The following is a 17,924-nucleotide window of genomic DNA, read 5'->3' as shown; positions in this document are numbered from 1 at the left end:
CCCTGCATGAAGTGTCCTCGCTTATCGACCAAGGAGTGACAGCACGGATTGCGGTATGCTGTTCGCCTGAGCAAGCATGGCAGTACCAGCTTGTTGCAGAATCTGAGCCTTAGTCAGGTTGGCCGTTTCAGCAGCAAAGTCAGCATCTTGAATTCGGCTGCGTGCAGCAGAGAGGTTTTCTGCTACGTTTTGCAGGTTCGAGATGGTTGACTCGAAGCGGTTTTGCAGAGCACCCATTGCTGCGCGGTTGGAGGTAACGGAGTTCAATGCGGAGTCAAGACGCTTGATGGCTTCTTGAGCGCCAGCGGCTGTGCTGACATCGATTGAATCCACACCCAGGGAGTCTTTAGCGATGGCTGCAGACAAGCCTAAGTTAGCTACCGTACCGCCGATGGCGATGGAGTCCACGGCGCTGATTGACAGGCTTCCGCGCAGGGCGCCATCAAAGTCACCACCGGTGACGCTGATACCGTCAGTACCTGCAGTGAAGCCAGTACCACTCTCAGTGACCGTGATGTTGCGTCCGTCAGCTGCCGTCAGGGTCAAGTCACCGCCGTTTAAGCTGGCAATAACCCCGGTTTGGTCACTGACGCCGTTGATGGCATCGCGAAGGGCTGAGTTACTGAGCGCCGTGGCGACGTCTTCGTTGGTGAATACCGCCACGCCGTTGATTGTCAGGTTGTAAGTGTCACCCGCCGTACCGCCGATAGGACCTACGGTTTGCGTACCTGACGTGGTCGCCGTCACACTCAAGCCTGAAACACCGGCATCATTGATGGCTGCAGCCTTAGCGTAAGCTGAGGTGGCATCCTGACCGTTTGCTGAGCCTGCGAAACCGGCACTGGAGTTGATGGTTGTTGCTGCACCGCCGCCGATAGAGATGGTAATATCAGTTGCAGCCGCAGCAGCCACTTCAGTCCCATCTTCAGCCGCGATACCGCCGATGGACGACGCTTTTACGCTGCCGATAGCGAAGCTGATGGTTTGGTTGGCGTTGGCACCGACCTGGAAGCTGGCGCTAGAGAAAGAACCATCCAGAATGCGCTGACCGTTAAACTCGGTATTGTTGGCAATACGGTTTAACTCCGCCTGCAGCTGATTCACCTCTTCCTGGATGGCCTGACGGTCACCGGAGTTGTTGGTTGAGTTCGCTGATTGCAGAGCAAGCTCACGCATACGTTGAAGGATGTTGGTGGTTTCACCCATGGCACCTTCAGCCGTTTGCGACAGGGAAATACCATCGTTCGCATTACGAACGGCCTGGTTCATCCCTCTTATTTGAGCGGTCATGCGTTCAGAAATTGCCAAGCCCGCAGCATCATCTTTCGCGCTGTTGATTCGCAAGCTGGAAGACAACCGTTGAATAGCGGTTGACATCGTTTTTTGCGAACTGTTTAAGTTACGTTGTGCGTTAAGCGACATGACGTTGGTATTAACCACTTGAGCCATAATAAAATCTCCTCACCTGAATCCCTGGATATGGGATCTGCTTTGTTATCGGTGAATCCTGTTATTATTGTTATTCACCGTACCCACACTTGTTATCGGAATAAAAAAAGGGAACTTTAGGGTTGAATTGGTTTTTCTTGAAAAAGGCAGGTTTTTGTTCTATTGGCTCAAGCACTTGCGCTGAAAGAATTCCTTGTTTTCTTGAAGAAAAGCAAGCTCTCAGGCAATTTTCAGGTTATACTATGTGCCGTTTAAGATCATCACGGATTCTTATTTATGAGTTGGCTTAAAAAATTATTACCTTCAAAAATCAGAACCGAAACATCCCAGAAAAAAGGGGTGCCTGAAGGGCTATGGGTAAAATGCCAGGGCTGTAATTCGGTATTGTATCGCTCCGAGCTTGAAAAAAACCTCTCGGTTTGTGCCAGTTGTAACCATCATCACCGCTTAACCGCGCGTGAGCGGCTTGCTCAGTTTCTGGATGAAGGCAGTCAGGAAGAAATAGCGGCCAACCTGGAGCCCATTGACCGCCTTAAATTCAAGGATTCCAAAAAATACAAGGATCGAATCAGTCAGGCACAAAAAGCCACTGGCGAGAAGGAAGCCCTCATTGTCGCTAAAGGCAATCTTCTTCAGCAACCCGTCGTGGTCAGTGCGTTTGAATTTAATTTTATGGGGGGGTCCATGGGGGCCACCGTAGGGGAAAAATTTGTCAGGGCCATCAATACCGCCACGGCGGAAAAACGCCCCTACATCTGTTTTACCGCCAGCGGCGGTGCCCGCATGCAGGAAGGGCTGTTCTCCTTGATGCAAATGGCCAAGACATCGGCTGCTTTAGCCCGTTTTTCAGAAACCCGGCTACCGTTCATTGTGGTATTGACCGATCCGACCATGGGCGGGGTTTCGGCAAGCTTTGCGAGCTTAGGTGATCTCATTCTGGCCGAACCCAATGCCTTAATCGGTTTCGCAGGTCCCCGAGTCATCGAACAAACCGTGCGGCAAACCTTGCCAGAGGGGTTTCAGCGCAGTGAGTTCCTGCTGGAGCACGGCCACATTGATATGATTGTTGAGCGCAGGCTTCTGCGCTCAACAGTAGCAGAACTGGTTGCCAAATTATCGCATCGTGACGCACGCCACTGATTACCGCACCTGGCCGCTTGAACACTGGTTGACTGTTCTTGAAAGCCGGCACAAAAAGGAAATCCAGCTGGGATTGGCCCGCATCGCCCGCGTTGCCGGCCAGTTAGATCTGCTTAAACCCCATGCTAAAGTCATTACGGTCGCCGGAACGAATGGTAAAGGGTCGACAGTGGCTTCATTGGAGGCCCTTTATCGAAGGGGAGGGTATCAAATCGGGGCTTACACCTCCCCGCATGTCCTGCACTTTAATGAGCGTATCCGAATCAATGGTACCCCTGTCTCTGACGAGGCCCTGACGGATGCTTTTTCCGCTATTGAAGAAGGACGCGGCGAAACCCATCTCACTTATTTTGAAATGGCGACCTTGGCAGCGCTTTATCTGTTTCACCAATCGCCGCTGGATTTGATTATTCTTGAAGTGGGTATCGGCGGGCGGCTGGATGCCACCAACATTGTCGATGCCGATTTGGCCATTATAACCACCATCGATTACGATCATCAGGATTATCTGGGAGACACCCTGGAAAAGATAGGCGCTGAGAAAGCTGGAATACTACGGGAAGGCAAGCCTGTTATTTATGCAGATACTTCACCGCCTTTGAGCATCCTGTCTGCAATCCACGCGCTGCGCTGTCCCCATGCGGTGAATGGACAGCACTACCGTTACCAGATGAATCAGCAGCAATTGACGTTTACAGACAGCCAGGGAGCACTGCATTGCAGACAACCCTTGCTGCATGGGAATGCACTGGCCGCCGCCATGATGGCTTCCCGTTACCTCCATGATCGCTTGCCTGTGACCCCTGAACAGGTTACTGAGGGATTAAGCGGTTTGACGCTTCAGGGGCGTCAGCAGGTCATTGAAACAGGGCATCATACGGTATTATTCGACGTGTCTCATAATCCGCAGGCGGCAGCGTATCTTGCAGACCATTTGGGAAAACAGTATGCAGGGCGACGCATCCATGCCATTTTTTCTGCGCTTGGCGATAAGGACCTTACCGGCATTATCGCCCCGTTAAGCTCACAGGTTGCGTATTGGTATCCTGCTTTACTCCAGGGCAAGCGGGCTGCGACGAGTGAACAACTGCTTCAGGCGTTTGCAAACCATGGCATTGACGACGTTTTGTGTCATAATAGTCCATCGGCTGCCTACAAAGCAGCTTGCCAACAGGCTTCTGCTGGTGATTTGATTTTAGTTTATGGTTCATTTTTTACTGTGTGCGCTGTATTACCGGCGGTAAATAATGAAAACTTGAGCGAAGGGGTTTAATATGAAATTTACTATGGATGAGCGCGTCAAGCATCGCTTGGTAGGCATTGCTGTCATTTTATCAGTTGTGGCTATTTTTATGCCGGCGATTATGAAAAAATCCAGCCAGCGATTTGATGACAATGTCAGCATGTCGGTTAAGCTGCCGCCTAAACCTGCTTTACCTCAAGTGTCCATGCCGGAAGAAAAGGAAATGTTTAAGACGGTGAAGGTGGCCCATGTCGACATCCCTCCCATTGACGAGGAAGCAAGGCCAGTATCGACCCTGGCTAAGGCTGAACCATTAAGCCAGATGAATAAAGGTCCGGCCATCATCGCAGAAGAAAAGCCTGAAAAAAATGCTCCGGCCATCGCACTGGCTGAAATAAAACCGGCGGTTGCCAAAGCGCAGGCTCAGCCGACGCGTCTTACTCAAATTAAAAAGCCTGCTCTGGCCAAGCCGGTCACTAAACCGACAACAGTTCAGGTTGCTGTCAAGAAAACACTCCCCGCGGCCAACAAACCACTTTCGACGCCTAACGCGGCGGCACGTTACGGTTATGCTGTTCAGTTGGCGACTTTTTCTCAACAACGTAATGCCGTGGCGTTAATTGCGCGTTTAAAGAGCAAAGGGTATCAGGCTCGCTTTAATAAAGTGGTCGATAACAAAGGAACTGTTTATAAAGTGATTGTCGGCAATATGAAAGAAAGACAGCAAGCCCAGAAATTACAACAGCAATTGGCCAGCGCCATCCAGTTGAATGGATTTGTCGTCACTACCAGGGTTAGCTAGGCATGCAATGGTACTGGGTTGATTTAGTCATTCTGTCGATTATCGGGCTTTCGGTTATTACCGGCTTGTTTCGTGGCTTTATCAAAGAGCTCATCGCTTTAGTCGTCTGGATTTTAGCCCTCTGGCTGGCCTATAACTACACCGACGCGGTTGGTCCGTGGTTTCAACCTTACATCCAGGATCCCACGGCACGCAAGGGAGCTGGCTTTGTACTCATCTTATTGTCTACTTTGCTGGTTGGAGCCATTGTCAACGCGATTTTAAGTTTTATCCTTAAACGCACAGGATTAAGCGGCACTGACCGGTTATTGGGCATGGCCTTTGGTTTTGTCCGTGGTGTTTTTATTGTGTCGTTGATTATGCTGGTTATTCAGATGACGTCCATGCCTCATGAGGAATATTCAAAAAATTCCCGTCTCTATGCCAAATTCAACCCCATTGTGCAATGGCTTTATAGCATGCTGCCTGATTTTATCAAAAAAGTTCAACTGATCGATACTCAAAAAATCGTGGCGAATGCATCCCACGACCTGGAATTTACCAATCTCGATGAGATTTGAAAACGGATCGACGTGGTCAACTGCTTGTCATGAGCGATACAAACCATGGGCGTTGATGTATTTCATGACCGAAACGGGCAATATGTCGCTGCTGATTGGTTCGCCCTCACGCAATTTCCTGCGGATTTGAGTTGAAGAAATGGGGTATTGCCCTGCATTGAACTGTTGAATAACGCCTGCCTTTTCCGTCAAAAGCAAGCCATCTTCCTCATTTTCATGACGCTGTAACAGCCACTGCACCACGTTGGGAGGGTTACCCACGACAGAAGGACGTTTGATAACCAGCAGATTACAGAGCTCAAGCAGCCTTTCCCATTGATGCCAGGCTGGGAGCTGGTAAAAGGTATCCTGACCAAGGAGCAGGGTTACAGGCAGTTCACAACCCCGTTTCTCTCGTAAGTGGTTTAACGTGGTCACCATGTAAGAAGGCGAGTCCCGTTCGATTTCAGTGCAATCGATTTGAAAATTTAACGTTGCTGGTAACTCCGATAAAGCCAGTGTTAGCATGGCCACACGCTGTTCGCCAGAAGCATGCGCCTCTTCTTTCAATAAAGGAATCCTGCAGGGAAGAAAAGAAAAGCAATCAAAATGAAAGTGGTTCTGTACAGCCAGGGCTGTATTCATATGACCCTTGTGAACGGGGTCGAAGGTGCCGCCATAAAGGATAAGGTTATTCAAGATAATAGGACCTGTTTACCCGAGCATAAGCCCACGACCAGCAATTCGAAATGACGGGGAGTCTGCGGAGTCTGGCTTGTTTTGATTAGTGTATCCAGTTTCCCGCAAAACGCCAACAAGCGGTATAAGCTTTCTTCAGTATGCCTTTTTAACGCCGCCTGGTAAAGTTTTCCGCGTTGAGGCCATATTTTTAACTGACTCAAGGTGGTGGAAAAGGGAAGGTTTTGGTGATTGCTGTGATGGAGCTGCAATAAAAGACGCACTTCCTGAGCCAGAACCCATAAAATCAGTGTCCATTCCACCCGGTTTTCAGCGGCATGCCGCAGGATGAGCAAGGCCTGAGCGGTATCGCCCAGCAGGCAGGCGTCGCTTAATTCAAACAATTGGTACTGTGCCTGATCAAACAGGTATTGCTTCAGCAGAGTACTCGTTAATTCATGTTCAAGATCATGGGTAATCTTGATTTTGTCTAATAATTGCGCGCAGGCGGCTAAATTGCCGCGGGTATATTGCTCAATTAATGGCAGTACAGCCCCCTGATAGCGAATGGCATGTTGAGCCAATTGCTCTTTGACCCAGCGCTGCACGGAGGCTTTATCCGGGGCTTTTGTCTGTACCAGAGTCACCTGAGGATGATTGACCAGGAACTGCAATGTTTTTTGGGTCAGATCAGGTGCACGCAAAAGGAGTAAGCAATCAGCATTGATATGGGTTAAATAGGATTCAAAAAAGGCCTTTCCATCACTGTCTAAGGATTTTTTCGCATAGCGGGCATCCACCAGGGTCGCTTCCGCAAACAGGGAATAATTATTCACCGTGTCCATCAGCCTGGCCCAATCACCGGAAGACTCAATGTCCATCACCTTGACATCACTGCCCTGTGAATGCAAAGAATTCCAGGTTTGCTTTAGGGTGCTGACGGCCTGGTCGATAAGAAAATTTTCCTGCCCCATCAAGATATAAATGGCTGATAATGGGGTACTGACCTGAAAGCGGATATCCTGATGTTTTATTAACATGGTGTTTACTATTGCGTCTTACGATTCAAGCGAATAAGGATTTGCATCACGGCATCGCGACGCATCTCGTTATACAGAGTCGATTCTTCAAAGTCTGAACCTAAAATTCGATCATTGTTGACGGTCAATTGCCGTGATACCCCCACTTGCGTTGAGGGAATCAGTACAGGTCCCTTATTTTTAACCAATGAAAAACGAACAGTGTACACCAGTTGATATTGACGGGGAGTCGTGCTGGCACTGACGCTGGTCAGTTGCTGCTGGTTGTGGTCCCGCTCGACAATGAGCAGGTATTGGGCTTCGGCAGGATTTGGGACAACCACGATGTTGTAGGCCTCCAGTTGTTCTTTCAACAGGGGGCCTAACTCGCGATGAGCATCCTGGATGACCACCGCGACATGATTTAACCAGCGTGGCATTTCTGTTACGCCGCGCAATTTAAAGCCGCAGGCCGCGAGCAGACTGACTAAGCTTAAGAGAACAATTCGCTTTCGCATCAGCCGACAACCAGATTGATTAATTGGCGGTGCATAACCACAATGGCCTTTCTAATGGCTTTGTCCTCAATAAATGCATGGGCATGCTGTTTTGCCAATTGAATCAGCGTGTCCTCATCGCTGTCACTGTCTGCACTGAACTGCGCACGCAGTTTGCCGTTAACCTGAACGACAAAATCGAGCTCGTCGCTTTTCAGCGCACTTTTATCAACCTTGGGCCATGGCGCATCGATGATCACACGATCATAGCCAAGCTGCTGCCACAAATGGTGGCCAATGTGCGGGGTGATGGGCGCTAACAGGCGCAATAAAATACTCATGCCGGCATGAATAAAATACTTGTCGTCTTCCGTTTCAACGGTATAGGACGATAATTCATTAAATAATTTCATGCAGCCTGAAACCACCGTATTGAACTGGTGTTTTTCATAATCATTGCTGGCCTGTGCCAGAATCTGATTGACGACCATGCGTGATTTTTTAAGCCGGCTTTCAGCCTGTTGCCAATCAACGTGCCCATTGCCGTCCGAAATGGCATTGTTGGCTTCTTTAATCATGTCCTGATGCTGATACGCGAAAGCCCAGAGACGCTTGAGGAAACGATGAGCCCCTTCGACGGCGGTATCGGACCATTCCAGGGATTGTTCTGGCGGTGCCGCAAACATCACAAACAAACGGGCCGTGTCGGCGCCGTAGGTATCAATGAGGTGATTTGGATCAACGATATTGCCTAAGGACTTCGACATTTTATGACCGTCTTTAAGCACCATCCCCTGCGTCAGCAATGCCTTGAAAGGTTCATCGGAATTGACCAGACCTTCATCCCGCATCAATTTATGGAAAAAGCGGGCATAGAGTAAATGCATCACCGCATGCTCAATCCCGCCGATGTATTGATCCACCGGTGTCCAGTACTTGGCGCGATCGTCAAGCATGGCATTGTCCTGTCCCTTACAGGCAAAGCGGGCATAGTACCAGGAAGACTCCACGAAAGTATCGAAGGTATCCGTTTCACGAGTGGCATCCTGTCCACATTTAGGGCATTGGGTATGCAGGAACTCACTGCACTGGGCCAGCGGCGAGCCATTGCCCGAGAATTGAATGTTTTCAGGGAGTTCAACGGGTAATTCGTCTTCGGGTACCGGGACAATACCGCACTCTTCACAATGAATCATGGGAATCGGGGTTCCCCAGTAGCGTTGTCTTGAAACGCCCCAGTCACGAAGGCGATAGTTTACTGTGATTTTACCCAGCTCCTGTTCTTCAATGTAGGCTGAAATGGTTTTAATCGCCTGAGTGGAGGAGAGTCCGTTAAATGGTTCTGAATGAATTAACTCGCCTTCGCCGGTAAAAGCGGATTGGCTGAAGTCGTGGCTGCCTTCAAAGGGTTTGATGACTTCTTTCAGAGGCAATTGGTATTTTTGTGCGAATTCCCAGTCGCGCTGATCGTGTGCGGGAACGGCCATGACCGCACCGGAGCCGTATTGCATCAGGACAAAATTGGCTATCCACACCGGCACTTCAGCACCGGTAAGCGGATGAATGGCTTTAAAGGAAGTCGCTATTCCCCTTTTTTCCATAGTGGCCAAATCGGCCTCCGCCATACGGACACCCTGACAGCTTTCAACGAATTCCTGAATGGCAGTATTCGTTTTAGCGGCTTCTTTCGCCAGAGGATGGTCGGGTGCGACGGCCAGATAGGTCACGCCCATGAGGGTGTCGGGGCGCGTGGTATAAATTTTAAGTTTTTTCGGATAGCCGTCCACTTTAAAGGCAATTTCGCAGCCTTCAGAGCGGCCTATCCAGTTGCGCTGCATCTGTTTGACCTGGGAAGGCCACTCATCCAGCGTGTCCAAATCATTGAGAAGCTCATCCGCGTAAGCGGTGATTTTAATAAACCACTGGGATATTTCCCGACGCTCAACCAGTGCCCCCGAGCGCCAGCCGCGGCCGTCCACGACCTGCTCATTGGCGAGAACCGTCTGATCCACAGGGTCCCAGTTCACCAGTGCATTCTTTTTATAAACCAGACCTTTTTCATACAATTTAATGAAAAACCACTGTTCCCAGCGGTAATAATCGGAATCACAGGTTGCGATTTCGCGTTTCCAGTCATAGGCATTGCCAAGACGCATGAATTGTTCTTTCATGGAGGCAATGTTCTTTCGTGTCCATTCAGCGGGATGAATACCGTGCTTGATGGCAGCGTTTTCGGCGGGCAAACCAAACGCATCCCAGCCAATGGGTTGCAGAACATTTTTACCCAGTGCGCGCTGGTAGCGGGCAATCACATCGCCCAGAGTATAATTCCGGACATGCCCCATGTGCAGCGTTCCGCTGGGGTAAGGGAACATGGATAAGCAATAAAATTTTTCTCTGTTTAAATCTTCAGTGACATTAAACGATTGTTTTTTAAGCCAATACTGTTGGGCTTGTTCTTCAACATCTCGCGGTTTATAGCTAATATCCATAGTTAAACGTTGTATTCAGACAGGCTGGTAAGGATAACGCCTCTTGACCTCGCCAGCAATAGCTTCGGCGGAGTCTTTGTTTTTTAATTGCTTATGAACCAGGCAGAACAGATAGATCAGGGCGCAAAATAACAAAACCGGCGTATCTCCCCAATAAGTCCATGGCGTGCTGCCGGTCATCGGGTAGAGGGAGGCACGCAACAGGCCTGAGGTGAATGCCGGTAACGACGCCACGAGATCCCCGCGGTGATTGATGACTGAAGACAAACCGTCATTGTTAGCCACCACCTGATAACGGGCGACCTGCAGCGAACGGACCTGAGCCATCTGTTGCTGCTGATACATGGCCAGGGAGTGGCCGAACCAGCCGTCATCGCTGATGGAGACAATCCATTCCGCGGCGGGTAATTGACGGCGCAACAGGTCGCCATAAGCCAATTCATAACAGATAAGGCTGGCTATGGGGTGTTTTTGAACGCGAATAAGCGTTTGATCAGACTTCCCCGCCTGCAGGTTGGCGTCCGGTATACCCAGCCAGTCACTGAGTGCAATAAAAAACCGGGGCATGTATTCTCCGAAGGGAACGAGATGCTGCTTCTGATAACTTCCCCTGGCTTTTCCAAGCGTCATTAATGAATTGAAATACCGTTCGTCGCCTGGGGAAACCGGTTGAGGAATGCCTAACAGAATGGCGCTGCCTGCCCATTTCGCCCGTTGCTGCATCTGGTAAAGGAAATCACTGACATAGCTCGGCGGCAGGGGAATGGCCGATTCAGGCATCAGAATCAGTTCGGTTCCCAACAGCTTTTCCGTTTCTTCCTGATAACCTTGCAGCAATTGCCAGAATAAGGCCTCATCCCATTTGTCGCGCATGGATAAATTCGCCTGAATGACGCCGACACTCACAGGTGCTGCATGCGATTCGCTCCACTCCCTGTGTTTAAAAACGAACGGCATGAGCACAATGACCATGAAGATGGCAAAATGCCTTAAGCGTGTTATGCCCTGTGTTTTAACGCCCAGCGATAAAAGGGTCGCGGCAAAGCAGGTTAAAAAACCGATGCCATACACCCCGATGATCGGGAGGAGAAATTTAATCGGTGCATCGAATTGACCGAAGCCGAGCAAAAGCCAGGGAAATCCGGTTAGAAAGGTGGCGCGCAGGTATTCGCCAAGAATCCAGAGGGCACTGAAAGCAAGGGCTGAAAGCAGGGTAAAGGGTTGAATCCTGAGCCGGCTGAACAAAAACGCCATCAAGGCCGGAAACAGGGACAGGTAAATGATAAACAGGAAGGTAATGAACGCCGAGAGCAAATCGTTTAAATGACCATACTCATGAATGCTTACAAAAATCCAGGAGACGCCCAGCCCGAAAAAGCCCAATCCATAAAATAAACCATGAAGGAAAGCGGATTTGGGAGTACCATTTAACTGATGAAAAAAGAATGCCAGCGAAAGGATGGCCAGGCCTGGCAGATGGAAGGGGGCAAAACTCAGGGGCAGCAGTAAACCAAAGAAAAAAAACCGTAAAAACATAGGCATGGCCCTTTTTTTTACAGCAAATGATTCAAATTGTTCAATTGGAGTGCTGAATTCCATGAGTTAAAAAGAATAGAAATGATTGCAACAATAAATCACTCCCCGTAAAAGGTCAAGAATTTTACAAATAATTCAATAACATCAATTCAGTATTCAAGTGTGTGCCTGTTTAGTGTACGATGACGGCTCGTTTTACAATGGAGAGGGAATGTATGTACAACGTTATGATTACCGGAGCGGGTAAAATTGGCAGCCTGATTGCCTGTTTGTTAGCGGAAAGCGGCGATTATCAGGTTCATATTGCTGATTTGGAATTTTCCGGAACGGACGTCAGCCGGTTGCTGCAAACCATGCCGCAAATCAAAACTGTCGCGATGGATGTAAAGGACGAGCACTCAATTTTGACTTATCTTCAAACCAATAATATTGTTGCGGTCATTTCAAGTCTGCCTTATTTCCTCAATACCCATGTTGCCAAAGTAGCCAAAGCGGCTAAAGCGCATTATTTTGATTTAACCGAAGACACTTCAGTCACCGACGCGGTGAAGCAGATTGCTGAGGGTGCAGACACAGCGTTTGTACCCCAGTGCGGTTTGGCTCCGGGGTTTATCAGTATCGCGGCCAATAGTCTCATGAAAGAGTTTGACGAATGCCTGCATGCCGAGCTTCGTGTCGGTGCTTTACCACAGCGTGCCAACAATGCCCTGCATTATTCACTGACCTGGTCCACCGACGGAGTCATTAATGAATACGGTAACCTGTGTTACGGCATTGAACATGGCAAGCCTGCCGTCATGCGGCCGCTGGAAGGTCTGGAATCCATCCAAATCGATGGCTGTGAATACGAAGCGTTTAATACCTCCGGTGGGCTTGGAAGTCTGGCTGAATTGTACGAGGGTAAAATCCAGACATTGAATTACAAAACCATGCGTTATCCCGGTCATTGCGAAAAAATGCGTTTGTTAATGAATGATCTAAAATTAAATGAGGACCGTGACACCTTAAAGCGCATTTTAGAACGCGCCATCCCCAAAACATATCAGGATATCGTGATTGTGTATGTGTCGGTTGAAGGCATCAAACACGGCGAACTGTCTGAGAAAAGTTACGTTAGAAAAGTCTATCCCGCGACGATCTGCGGGCTTGAGTGGTCTGCCATTCAAGTCAGCACGGCCTCCGGTGTCTGCGCTGTGGTTGATTTGGTTCTAGGTCAGGAAAACGAATACCATGGCCTCGTCCTCCAGGAGAATTTCCTGTTGTCGGATGTCCTTGCCAACCGTTTTGGCCATTATTACGCATAGGAGAATGCAATGGATTTATTAAATAAGCTGGGCATTGCCTCCATCAACCCTGGCGCATTCAGCGGCCAGGGTTGGCGCAGTGAAATACAAGCGGGCCGTTTGGCCTCCTATTGCCCGGCAACCGGTGAAAAACTGGCTGAAGTGGCAACCTGCAGTCTGGCTGATTATGAAACAGTACTGGAACGTGCCGAAAAAGCCGCTTTGGCCTGGCGTCAGGTGCCGGCACCCAAGCGTGGCGAGATTATCCGTCAGATGGGCGAGGCGCTGCGCGAGCACAAAGACTGGCTGGGAAGCCTGGTATCGCTCGAAATGGGTAAATCCAAGCAGGAAGGGGATGGCGAAGTTCAGGAAATGATTGATATCGCCGATTTTGCCGTGGGGCAATCCCGTATGCTCTACGGCAACACCATGCACTCGGAACGCCCTAATCATCGCATGTATGAGCAGTGGCATCCCTATGGCATTGTCGGTGTTATTTCGGCATTTAATTTTCCGGTGGCGGTGTGGTCATGGAATGCCTTTATTGCGGCCATCTGCGGCAATGTCACCCTCTGGAAGCCTTCAGCTAAAACGCCTCTGTGCGCTATTGCTGTACAGAATATCTGCAATAAAGTATTGCAGGTTAACCATTGCCCTGAAATTTTTTCACTGGTCATCCCTGATTCGCATGAGGTCACTGAACGGCTGGTTGATGATGCGCGCATCCCGCTCATTTCATTTACCGGGTCCACGGCAGTAGGCAAACAAGTGGCTGCCAAAGTGGCTGGCCGATTAGGTAAAACCATTCTGGAACTCGGTGGTAACAATGCCATTATTCTCGATGAATCAGCTGACCTCAATCTGGCAATTCCCGGTATTGTTTTTGGTGCGGTAGGAACGGCAGGACAACGTTGTACCACAACACGACGTCTGTTTGTTCATCAGAACCTTTATAAAGATGTCGTCAAGCGTCTTCAGCATGCCTATGAGCAAATTACTATCGGTGATCCCTTGGACAGCAAAAACCTCATGGGGCCCCTGATTGATGAGCAAGCGGTCAATCAATTCAAATCAGCCATTTCCCGCATCAAGCAGGCCGGAGGCCAGATTGTTTTTGGCGGTGAGGCGTTGAACAAAACGGGTTATTTTGTCCAGCCCACCCTGGTAACCGACATCAAAAATAACTGGGATATTGTGCAGGAAGAGACCTTTGCCCCGATTCTTTATGTCATGCCGTTCTCAACCCTGGAGGAAGCCATTGCGTTGCAAAACGGTGTACCGCAAGGGCTTTCTTCTGCTATCTTTACTCAGAACCTCAAAAATGCTGAACGCTTTTTAAGTACGAGAGGCAGTGATTGCGGTATTGCCAATGTCAATATTGGGACATCCGGCGCTGAAATTGGCGGGGCATTTGGCGGCGAGAAAGAAACCGGCGGCGGCCGTGAGTCCGGTTCCGATTCCTGGAAAGCCTACATGCGTCGTCAGACCAATACCATTAATTGGGGGGATGACTTACCTTTGGCCCAAGGGATACGGTTTAATCTGTCTTAGACTTTCAGGTCAACTGCACCGGCATGAAAAGGCCGGTGCGTCGCTAATCCATAAACCGACACATGAGGATAGGAATCATGCAGGGACATTTTTTCATTAAAAAAATTGCTGTTTTGGGTGCAGGCGTTATGGGAGCGCAAATTGCGGCTCACTGTGTCAATGCGGGAATAGAAACCCTGCTGTTTGATCTGGCACCTCAGGAGGGCAGTAAAAACAGCATTGTCGATAAATCCATAGGCAATCTTGCCAAACTTAAACCAACACCGCTGGCTACCCCTCAAACGGCTTCCCTGCTGGAAGCAAAAAATTATGAAGAAAACCTGTCTGATCTGGGTGAATGTGATCTAATCATCGAAGCCATTGCTGAACGCATGGACTGGAAAGCGGATCTCTATAAACGAATTACTCCTTTCTTAAAAGAAGACACCATTCTTGTGAGTAATACGTCAGGCTTAAGCATCAATGCCCTGGCTGATGTGCTGCCGGAAAATTACCGTCACCATTTTTGCGGCGTTCATTTTTTTAATCCGCCTCGTTACATGCATTTGGCTGAACTCATTCCCGCTTCGGCAACCAGCCCGCAATTATTAAATGAGCTCGAAACCTGGCTGACCAGCCAATTGGGCAAAGGGGTTGTCATTGCCAAAGACACACCTAATTTTATTGCCAACCGGATTGGTGTGTTTTCTTTACTGGCTACGCTTCATCATGCCGAGGCGATGGGCATGGGTCTTGATGAAGTGGATGCGCTGACTGGCGCGCTGGTCGGCCGACCGAAATCCGCAACCTTCCGAACAATGGACGTCGTCGGTCTCGACACCATGGCGCATGTTGTGCGCACTATGGAGGAGCAGTTAGGCAATGATCCCTGGCATGCCTGTTTTAAATTACCGGATTGGTTAACCCAGCTCATAAAAGAGGGGCATCTCGGACAGAAAACCGGTCAGGGGATTTACCGTAAAAATGGCAAAACCATTGAAGTGTATGATATTGACAGCAAGCATTATCGCGTGGCTGGCGGTGAAATCAGCGATGAAGTCAAGACCATCATGAAAAACCCGGATGCAAGGCAGCGCCTGAGCGCATTAATGGGTTCGAAAGATAAACAGGCCCAATTTTTAAGTGCCTGTTTCCGTGATCTATTCCATTATTGCGCTTATCATCTGGCTGCCATCGCCGACACCGCCCGTGATGTGGATTTAGCCATTCGTTGGGGGTTTGGCTGGCAATCGGGCCCGTTTGAGACCTGGCAAAGCGCTGGTGTGGCCGACATGTTGTCTTTTATTCAAGAGGGCATTCGTTCGCACCAGTCGCTTAGTACGGCTGCTTTACCGCAGTGGTTAAATGATGAGACACAATTTTATACAGCAGCGGGCGCGTTTTCACCGCAGTCAGGGCAATATAAAAAACCAAGTTCCTTACCGGTTTACCAACGTCAGTATTTTAAGGACACGGTGATTTTTGAAAAATCGCAGGAGCCATTGCAGATTATTTATGAAAATGATGGCGTCACGATGGCCCATTTGAAAGACGATGTCGCCATGCTTTCATTTAAAAGTAAAGCGAACACGATTGGTCAGGATGTTCTGGATGGATTGCAGGAAGCCATTGCCAAAGCAGAAAAACAGTGCCGCGGCTTAATCATTTATCAAAACGACGTCAATAATTTCAGTTCCGGTGCTGATTTGCGTGGTGTGGCTAATTTGATCCAGACCAACCGCATGGATGCGCTGGATAAAATGGTGCATCAATTTCAGCAAACGGCCCTGCAATTAAAGTATTCCAGTATTCCGACCATTGCCGCGCTAAGGGGACGCGCGTTGGGTGGGGGCTGTGAGTTAATGATGCATTGTGATGCCGTCATTGCTGCGTTTGAATCCTATCCTGGTCTGGTGGAGGTGGGCGTGGGGCTGATTCCAGCCGGCGGTGGGTGTAAAGAAATGGCTCTGCGTGCAGCAAAACAGGCGGGTGATGCGGATTTGCTGTTATTTATCCAGCCTTATTTCCAGCAGATTGCGACCGCTTTTGTTGCCGGTTCAGCACCGGAAGCGTTACAACGCGGTTATCTGAAGGCTAAGGACAACTGGGTCATGCACCACAATGAAGTGTTGTATGCTGCCCTGGCCAAAATCAATGAAATGCAGGCCCTGAATTATCAGCCGCCACTCAAGTCGTTAATCAAGGTCGCTGGCCGTGAGGGACATGCCCGTTTGCGAGCGGGATTGGTGAACTGGCTGGAGGGCGGTTTTATTTCTCAGCATGATTATTTCCTGGCGGACAAACTGGCTGAAGTGATTTGTGGCGGTCATGTGGACGAAGGGACTCTGGTTGATGAAACCTGGCTGCTGAACAGAGAACGAGAGGCCTTTTTAGCGCTCGCCGCCACACCGTTAACTCAGGCCAGGATTGCCCATCTGTTAGAAACCGGCAAACCTTTACGCAATTAAACAAGGAAATTCATCATGACGAATGTTTACATTGTTGACGCAGTAAGAACCCCCGTCGGTAAAGCGCCACGAGGTGTTTTCAAACATACGTTGCCAGACGATTTATTAGCCCATGTGATTCGCGCGGTTAAAACAAAACACGAGGGACTGGATTGGCAGGCAGTGGGGGATGTGGTTATCGGTTGCGCGATGCCCGAAGCTGAACAGGGGATGAATGTGGCACGCATCGCATCCCTTCTGGCCGGTATGCCGCAATCGGTGCCGGCGATGACCATTAACCGCTTTTGTTCTTCTGGTGTGCAGAGTATCGCCACCGCAGCGGCTTCCATTCAGCAGGGCGCCATGGATCTCGCCCTGGCCGGTGGGGTGGAAAGCATGTCTATGGTCCCTTTGGGAGGGAATAAATACACGGCGAATCCGGCTATTTTTACTAATGAACAGGTCGCTATTGCTTACGGTATGGGCATTACCGCTGAAAACGTGGCGAAGCGTTGGGAAATAACCCGTGAACAGCAGGACGAATTTGCAGCCGAAAGCCATAAACGGGCAATCGCCGCTCAGGAGCGCGGTGATTTTAATGCGGAAATCGTTCCGTTTGAAATCACCGAAAGAAAAGTGGATTTAGTCTCTTCCAACGTGCAGGAAAAGAAGCGGGTCATCCGCCAGGATGAGGGGCCGCGCGCCGACACCTCGTATGAAGCCATTGCCCGCCTTAAGCCCGTATTTGCAGTCAAAGGCACGGTGACAGCCGGAAACAGTTCACAAACCAGCGATGGGGCGGGGATTGCTTTGCTGGCCAGTGAAAAAGCGGTGCAGCAATTCAATTTAAAGCCCATCGGCCGTCTGATGAGTTATGCCGTGGCTGGTGTGGCGCCTGAAATCATGGGGATTGGTCCCATTAATGCCGTCCCTCTGGCTTTACAAAAAGCCGGCATTGCGCTGGATCAACTCGATTGGATTGAGTTGAATGAAGCGTTTGCCGCCCAGGCCCTGGCAGTGATTAAAACCCTGGATTTGCCGCGGGAAAAGGTCAATCCCTTAGGCGGTGCGATTGCTTTAGGGCATCCCCTGGGAGCCACAGGCGCTATCCGTACAGCGACCTTGTTACATGGTCTTAAGCGTACCAAAGGCAAATACGGCATGGTCACCATGTGTATTGGTACCGGCATGGGTGCTGCCGCTATTTTTGAAGCGCTTTAATACCCTTGCACAGGCACTTGCCAATAAGTGCCTGTGACCTTCTGGGGG

At 49.6% G+C, this 17,924-nt stretch carries 14 protein-coding genes; 8 read left to right on the top strand and 6 right to left on the bottom strand.

Annotated features, from left to right (window positions below; translation table 11 throughout):
• Positions 1-21 precede the first annotated feature (21 nt).
• Positions 22-1,449, bottom strand: a complete 1,428-nt coding sequence (locus Lrub_RS00155; protein WP_058530176.1) for a flagellin N-terminal helical domain-containing protein — start codon at positions 1,447-1,449, stop codon at positions 22-24.
• A 276-nt stretch (positions 1,450-1,725) separates the two neighbouring features.
• Here Lrub_RS00155 and accD point away from each other — a divergent pair, with 276 nt between their 5' ends.
• Genes accD through Lrub_RS00135 form a run of 4 tightly spaced genes read left to right on the top strand, consistent with a single transcriptional unit; the run spans position 1,726 to position 5,194 of the window.
• Positions 1,726-2,589 carry an acetyl-CoA carboxylase, carboxyltransferase subunit beta gene (accD, locus tag Lrub_RS00150; RefSeq protein WP_058530175.1) on the top strand — a complete coding sequence of 288 codons (864 nt, stop codon included), beginning with the start codon at positions 1,726-1,728 and terminating at the stop codon, positions 2,587-2,589.
• On the top strand, positions 2,573-3,862 hold the full coding sequence (gene folC, locus Lrub_RS00145) for a bifunctional tetrahydrofolate synthase/dihydrofolate synthase (RefSeq protein ID WP_058530174.1): 1,290 nt from the start codon (positions 2,573-2,575) through the stop codon (positions 3,860-3,862). The genes accD and folC overlap by 17 nt, the downstream gene beginning before the upstream one ends.
• 1 nt (position 3,863) lies before the next feature.
• A complete protein-coding gene (locus Lrub_RS00140; RefSeq protein ID WP_058530173.1) occupies positions 3,864-4,634 on the top strand; it encodes an SPOR domain-containing protein in 771 nt (256 codons plus the stop codon).
• Positions 4,635-4,636: 2 nt separating this feature from the next.
• Positions 4,637-5,194, top strand: a complete 558-nt coding sequence (locus Lrub_RS00135; protein WP_058530172.1) for a CvpA family protein — start codon at positions 4,637-4,639, stop codon at positions 5,192-5,194.
• A 27-nt stretch (positions 5,195-5,221) separates the two neighbouring features.
• Here the strand turns inward: Lrub_RS00135 and nadD are convergent, their stop codons facing one another.
• From nadD to lnt, 5 genes are read right to left on the bottom strand one after another with little or no spacing between them, the layout of a single operon-like run.
• Positions 5,222-5,872 (bottom strand): nicotinate-nucleotide adenylyltransferase, encoded by a 651-nt coding sequence (nadD, locus tag Lrub_RS00130; RefSeq protein ID WP_065235685.1) that lies wholly within the window; start codon positions 5,870-5,872, stop codon positions 5,222-5,224.
• Positions 5,869-6,891 carry a DNA polymerase III subunit delta gene (gene holA, locus Lrub_RS00125; protein ID WP_058530170.1) on the bottom strand — a complete coding sequence of 341 codons (1,023 nt, stop codon included), beginning with the start codon at positions 6,889-6,891 and terminating at the stop codon, positions 5,869-5,871. Before holA ends, nadD begins: the two co-directional genes overlap by 4 nt.
• Positions 6,892-6,899: 8 nt before the next feature.
• Positions 6,900-7,388 carry an LPS-assembly lipoprotein LptE gene (locus Lrub_RS00120; protein ID WP_058530169.1) on the bottom strand — a complete coding sequence of 163 codons (489 nt, stop codon included), beginning with the start codon at positions 7,386-7,388 and terminating at the stop codon, positions 6,900-6,902.
• A complete protein-coding gene (leuS, locus tag Lrub_RS00115) occupies positions 7,388-9,859 on the bottom strand; it encodes a leucine--tRNA ligase (protein WP_058530168.1) in 2,472 nt (823 codons plus the stop codon). Before leuS ends, Lrub_RS00120 begins: the two co-directional genes overlap by 1 nt.
• Positions 9,860-9,874: 15 nt before the next feature.
• Complete coding sequence (lnt, locus tag Lrub_RS14475) at positions 9,875-11,401, bottom strand: apolipoprotein N-acyltransferase (RefSeq protein ID WP_082651393.1); 1,527 nt, start codon at positions 11,399-11,401, stop codon at positions 9,875-9,877.
• 209 nt (positions 11,402-11,610) lie between these two features.
• Here lnt and Lrub_RS00105 point away from each other — a divergent pair, with 209 nt between their 5' ends.
• From Lrub_RS00105 to Lrub_RS00090, 4 genes are all read left to right on the top strand, one after another.
• Positions 11,611-12,699, top strand: coding sequence for a saccharopine dehydrogenase family protein (locus Lrub_RS00105; RefSeq protein WP_058530167.1), 1,089 nt, complete (start codon positions 11,611-11,613; stop codon positions 12,697-12,699).
• A gap of 9 nt (positions 12,700-12,708) precedes the next feature.
• Positions 12,709-14,229, top strand: a complete 1,521-nt coding sequence (amaB, locus tag Lrub_RS00100) for an L-piperidine-6-carboxylate dehydrogenase (protein WP_058530166.1) — start codon at positions 12,709-12,711, stop codon at positions 14,227-14,229.
• 77 nt (positions 14,230-14,306) lie between these two features.
• Positions 14,307-16,676, top strand: coding sequence for a 3-hydroxyacyl-CoA dehydrogenase/enoyl-CoA hydratase family protein (locus tag Lrub_RS00095; protein WP_058530165.1), 2,370 nt, complete (start codon positions 14,307-14,309; stop codon positions 16,674-16,676).
• Between the two features lie 15 nt (positions 16,677-16,691).
• Positions 16,692-17,876, top strand: coding sequence for an acetyl-CoA C-acyltransferase (locus Lrub_RS00090; RefSeq protein WP_058530164.1), 1,185 nt, complete (start codon positions 16,692-16,694; stop codon positions 17,874-17,876).
• Positions 17,877-17,924: the final 48 nt, after the last annotated feature.

Origin of the sequence: Legionella rubrilucens (genome assembly GCF_001468125.1) — a bacterium.
GTDB classification, from domain to species: Bacteria; Pseudomonadota; Gammaproteobacteria; order Legionellales; family Legionellaceae; genus Legionella_C; species Legionella_C rubrilucens.
The sequence above is the reverse complement of the archived record's forward strand: the minus strand, read 5'-3'. Positions and strand labels throughout refer to the sequence as shown.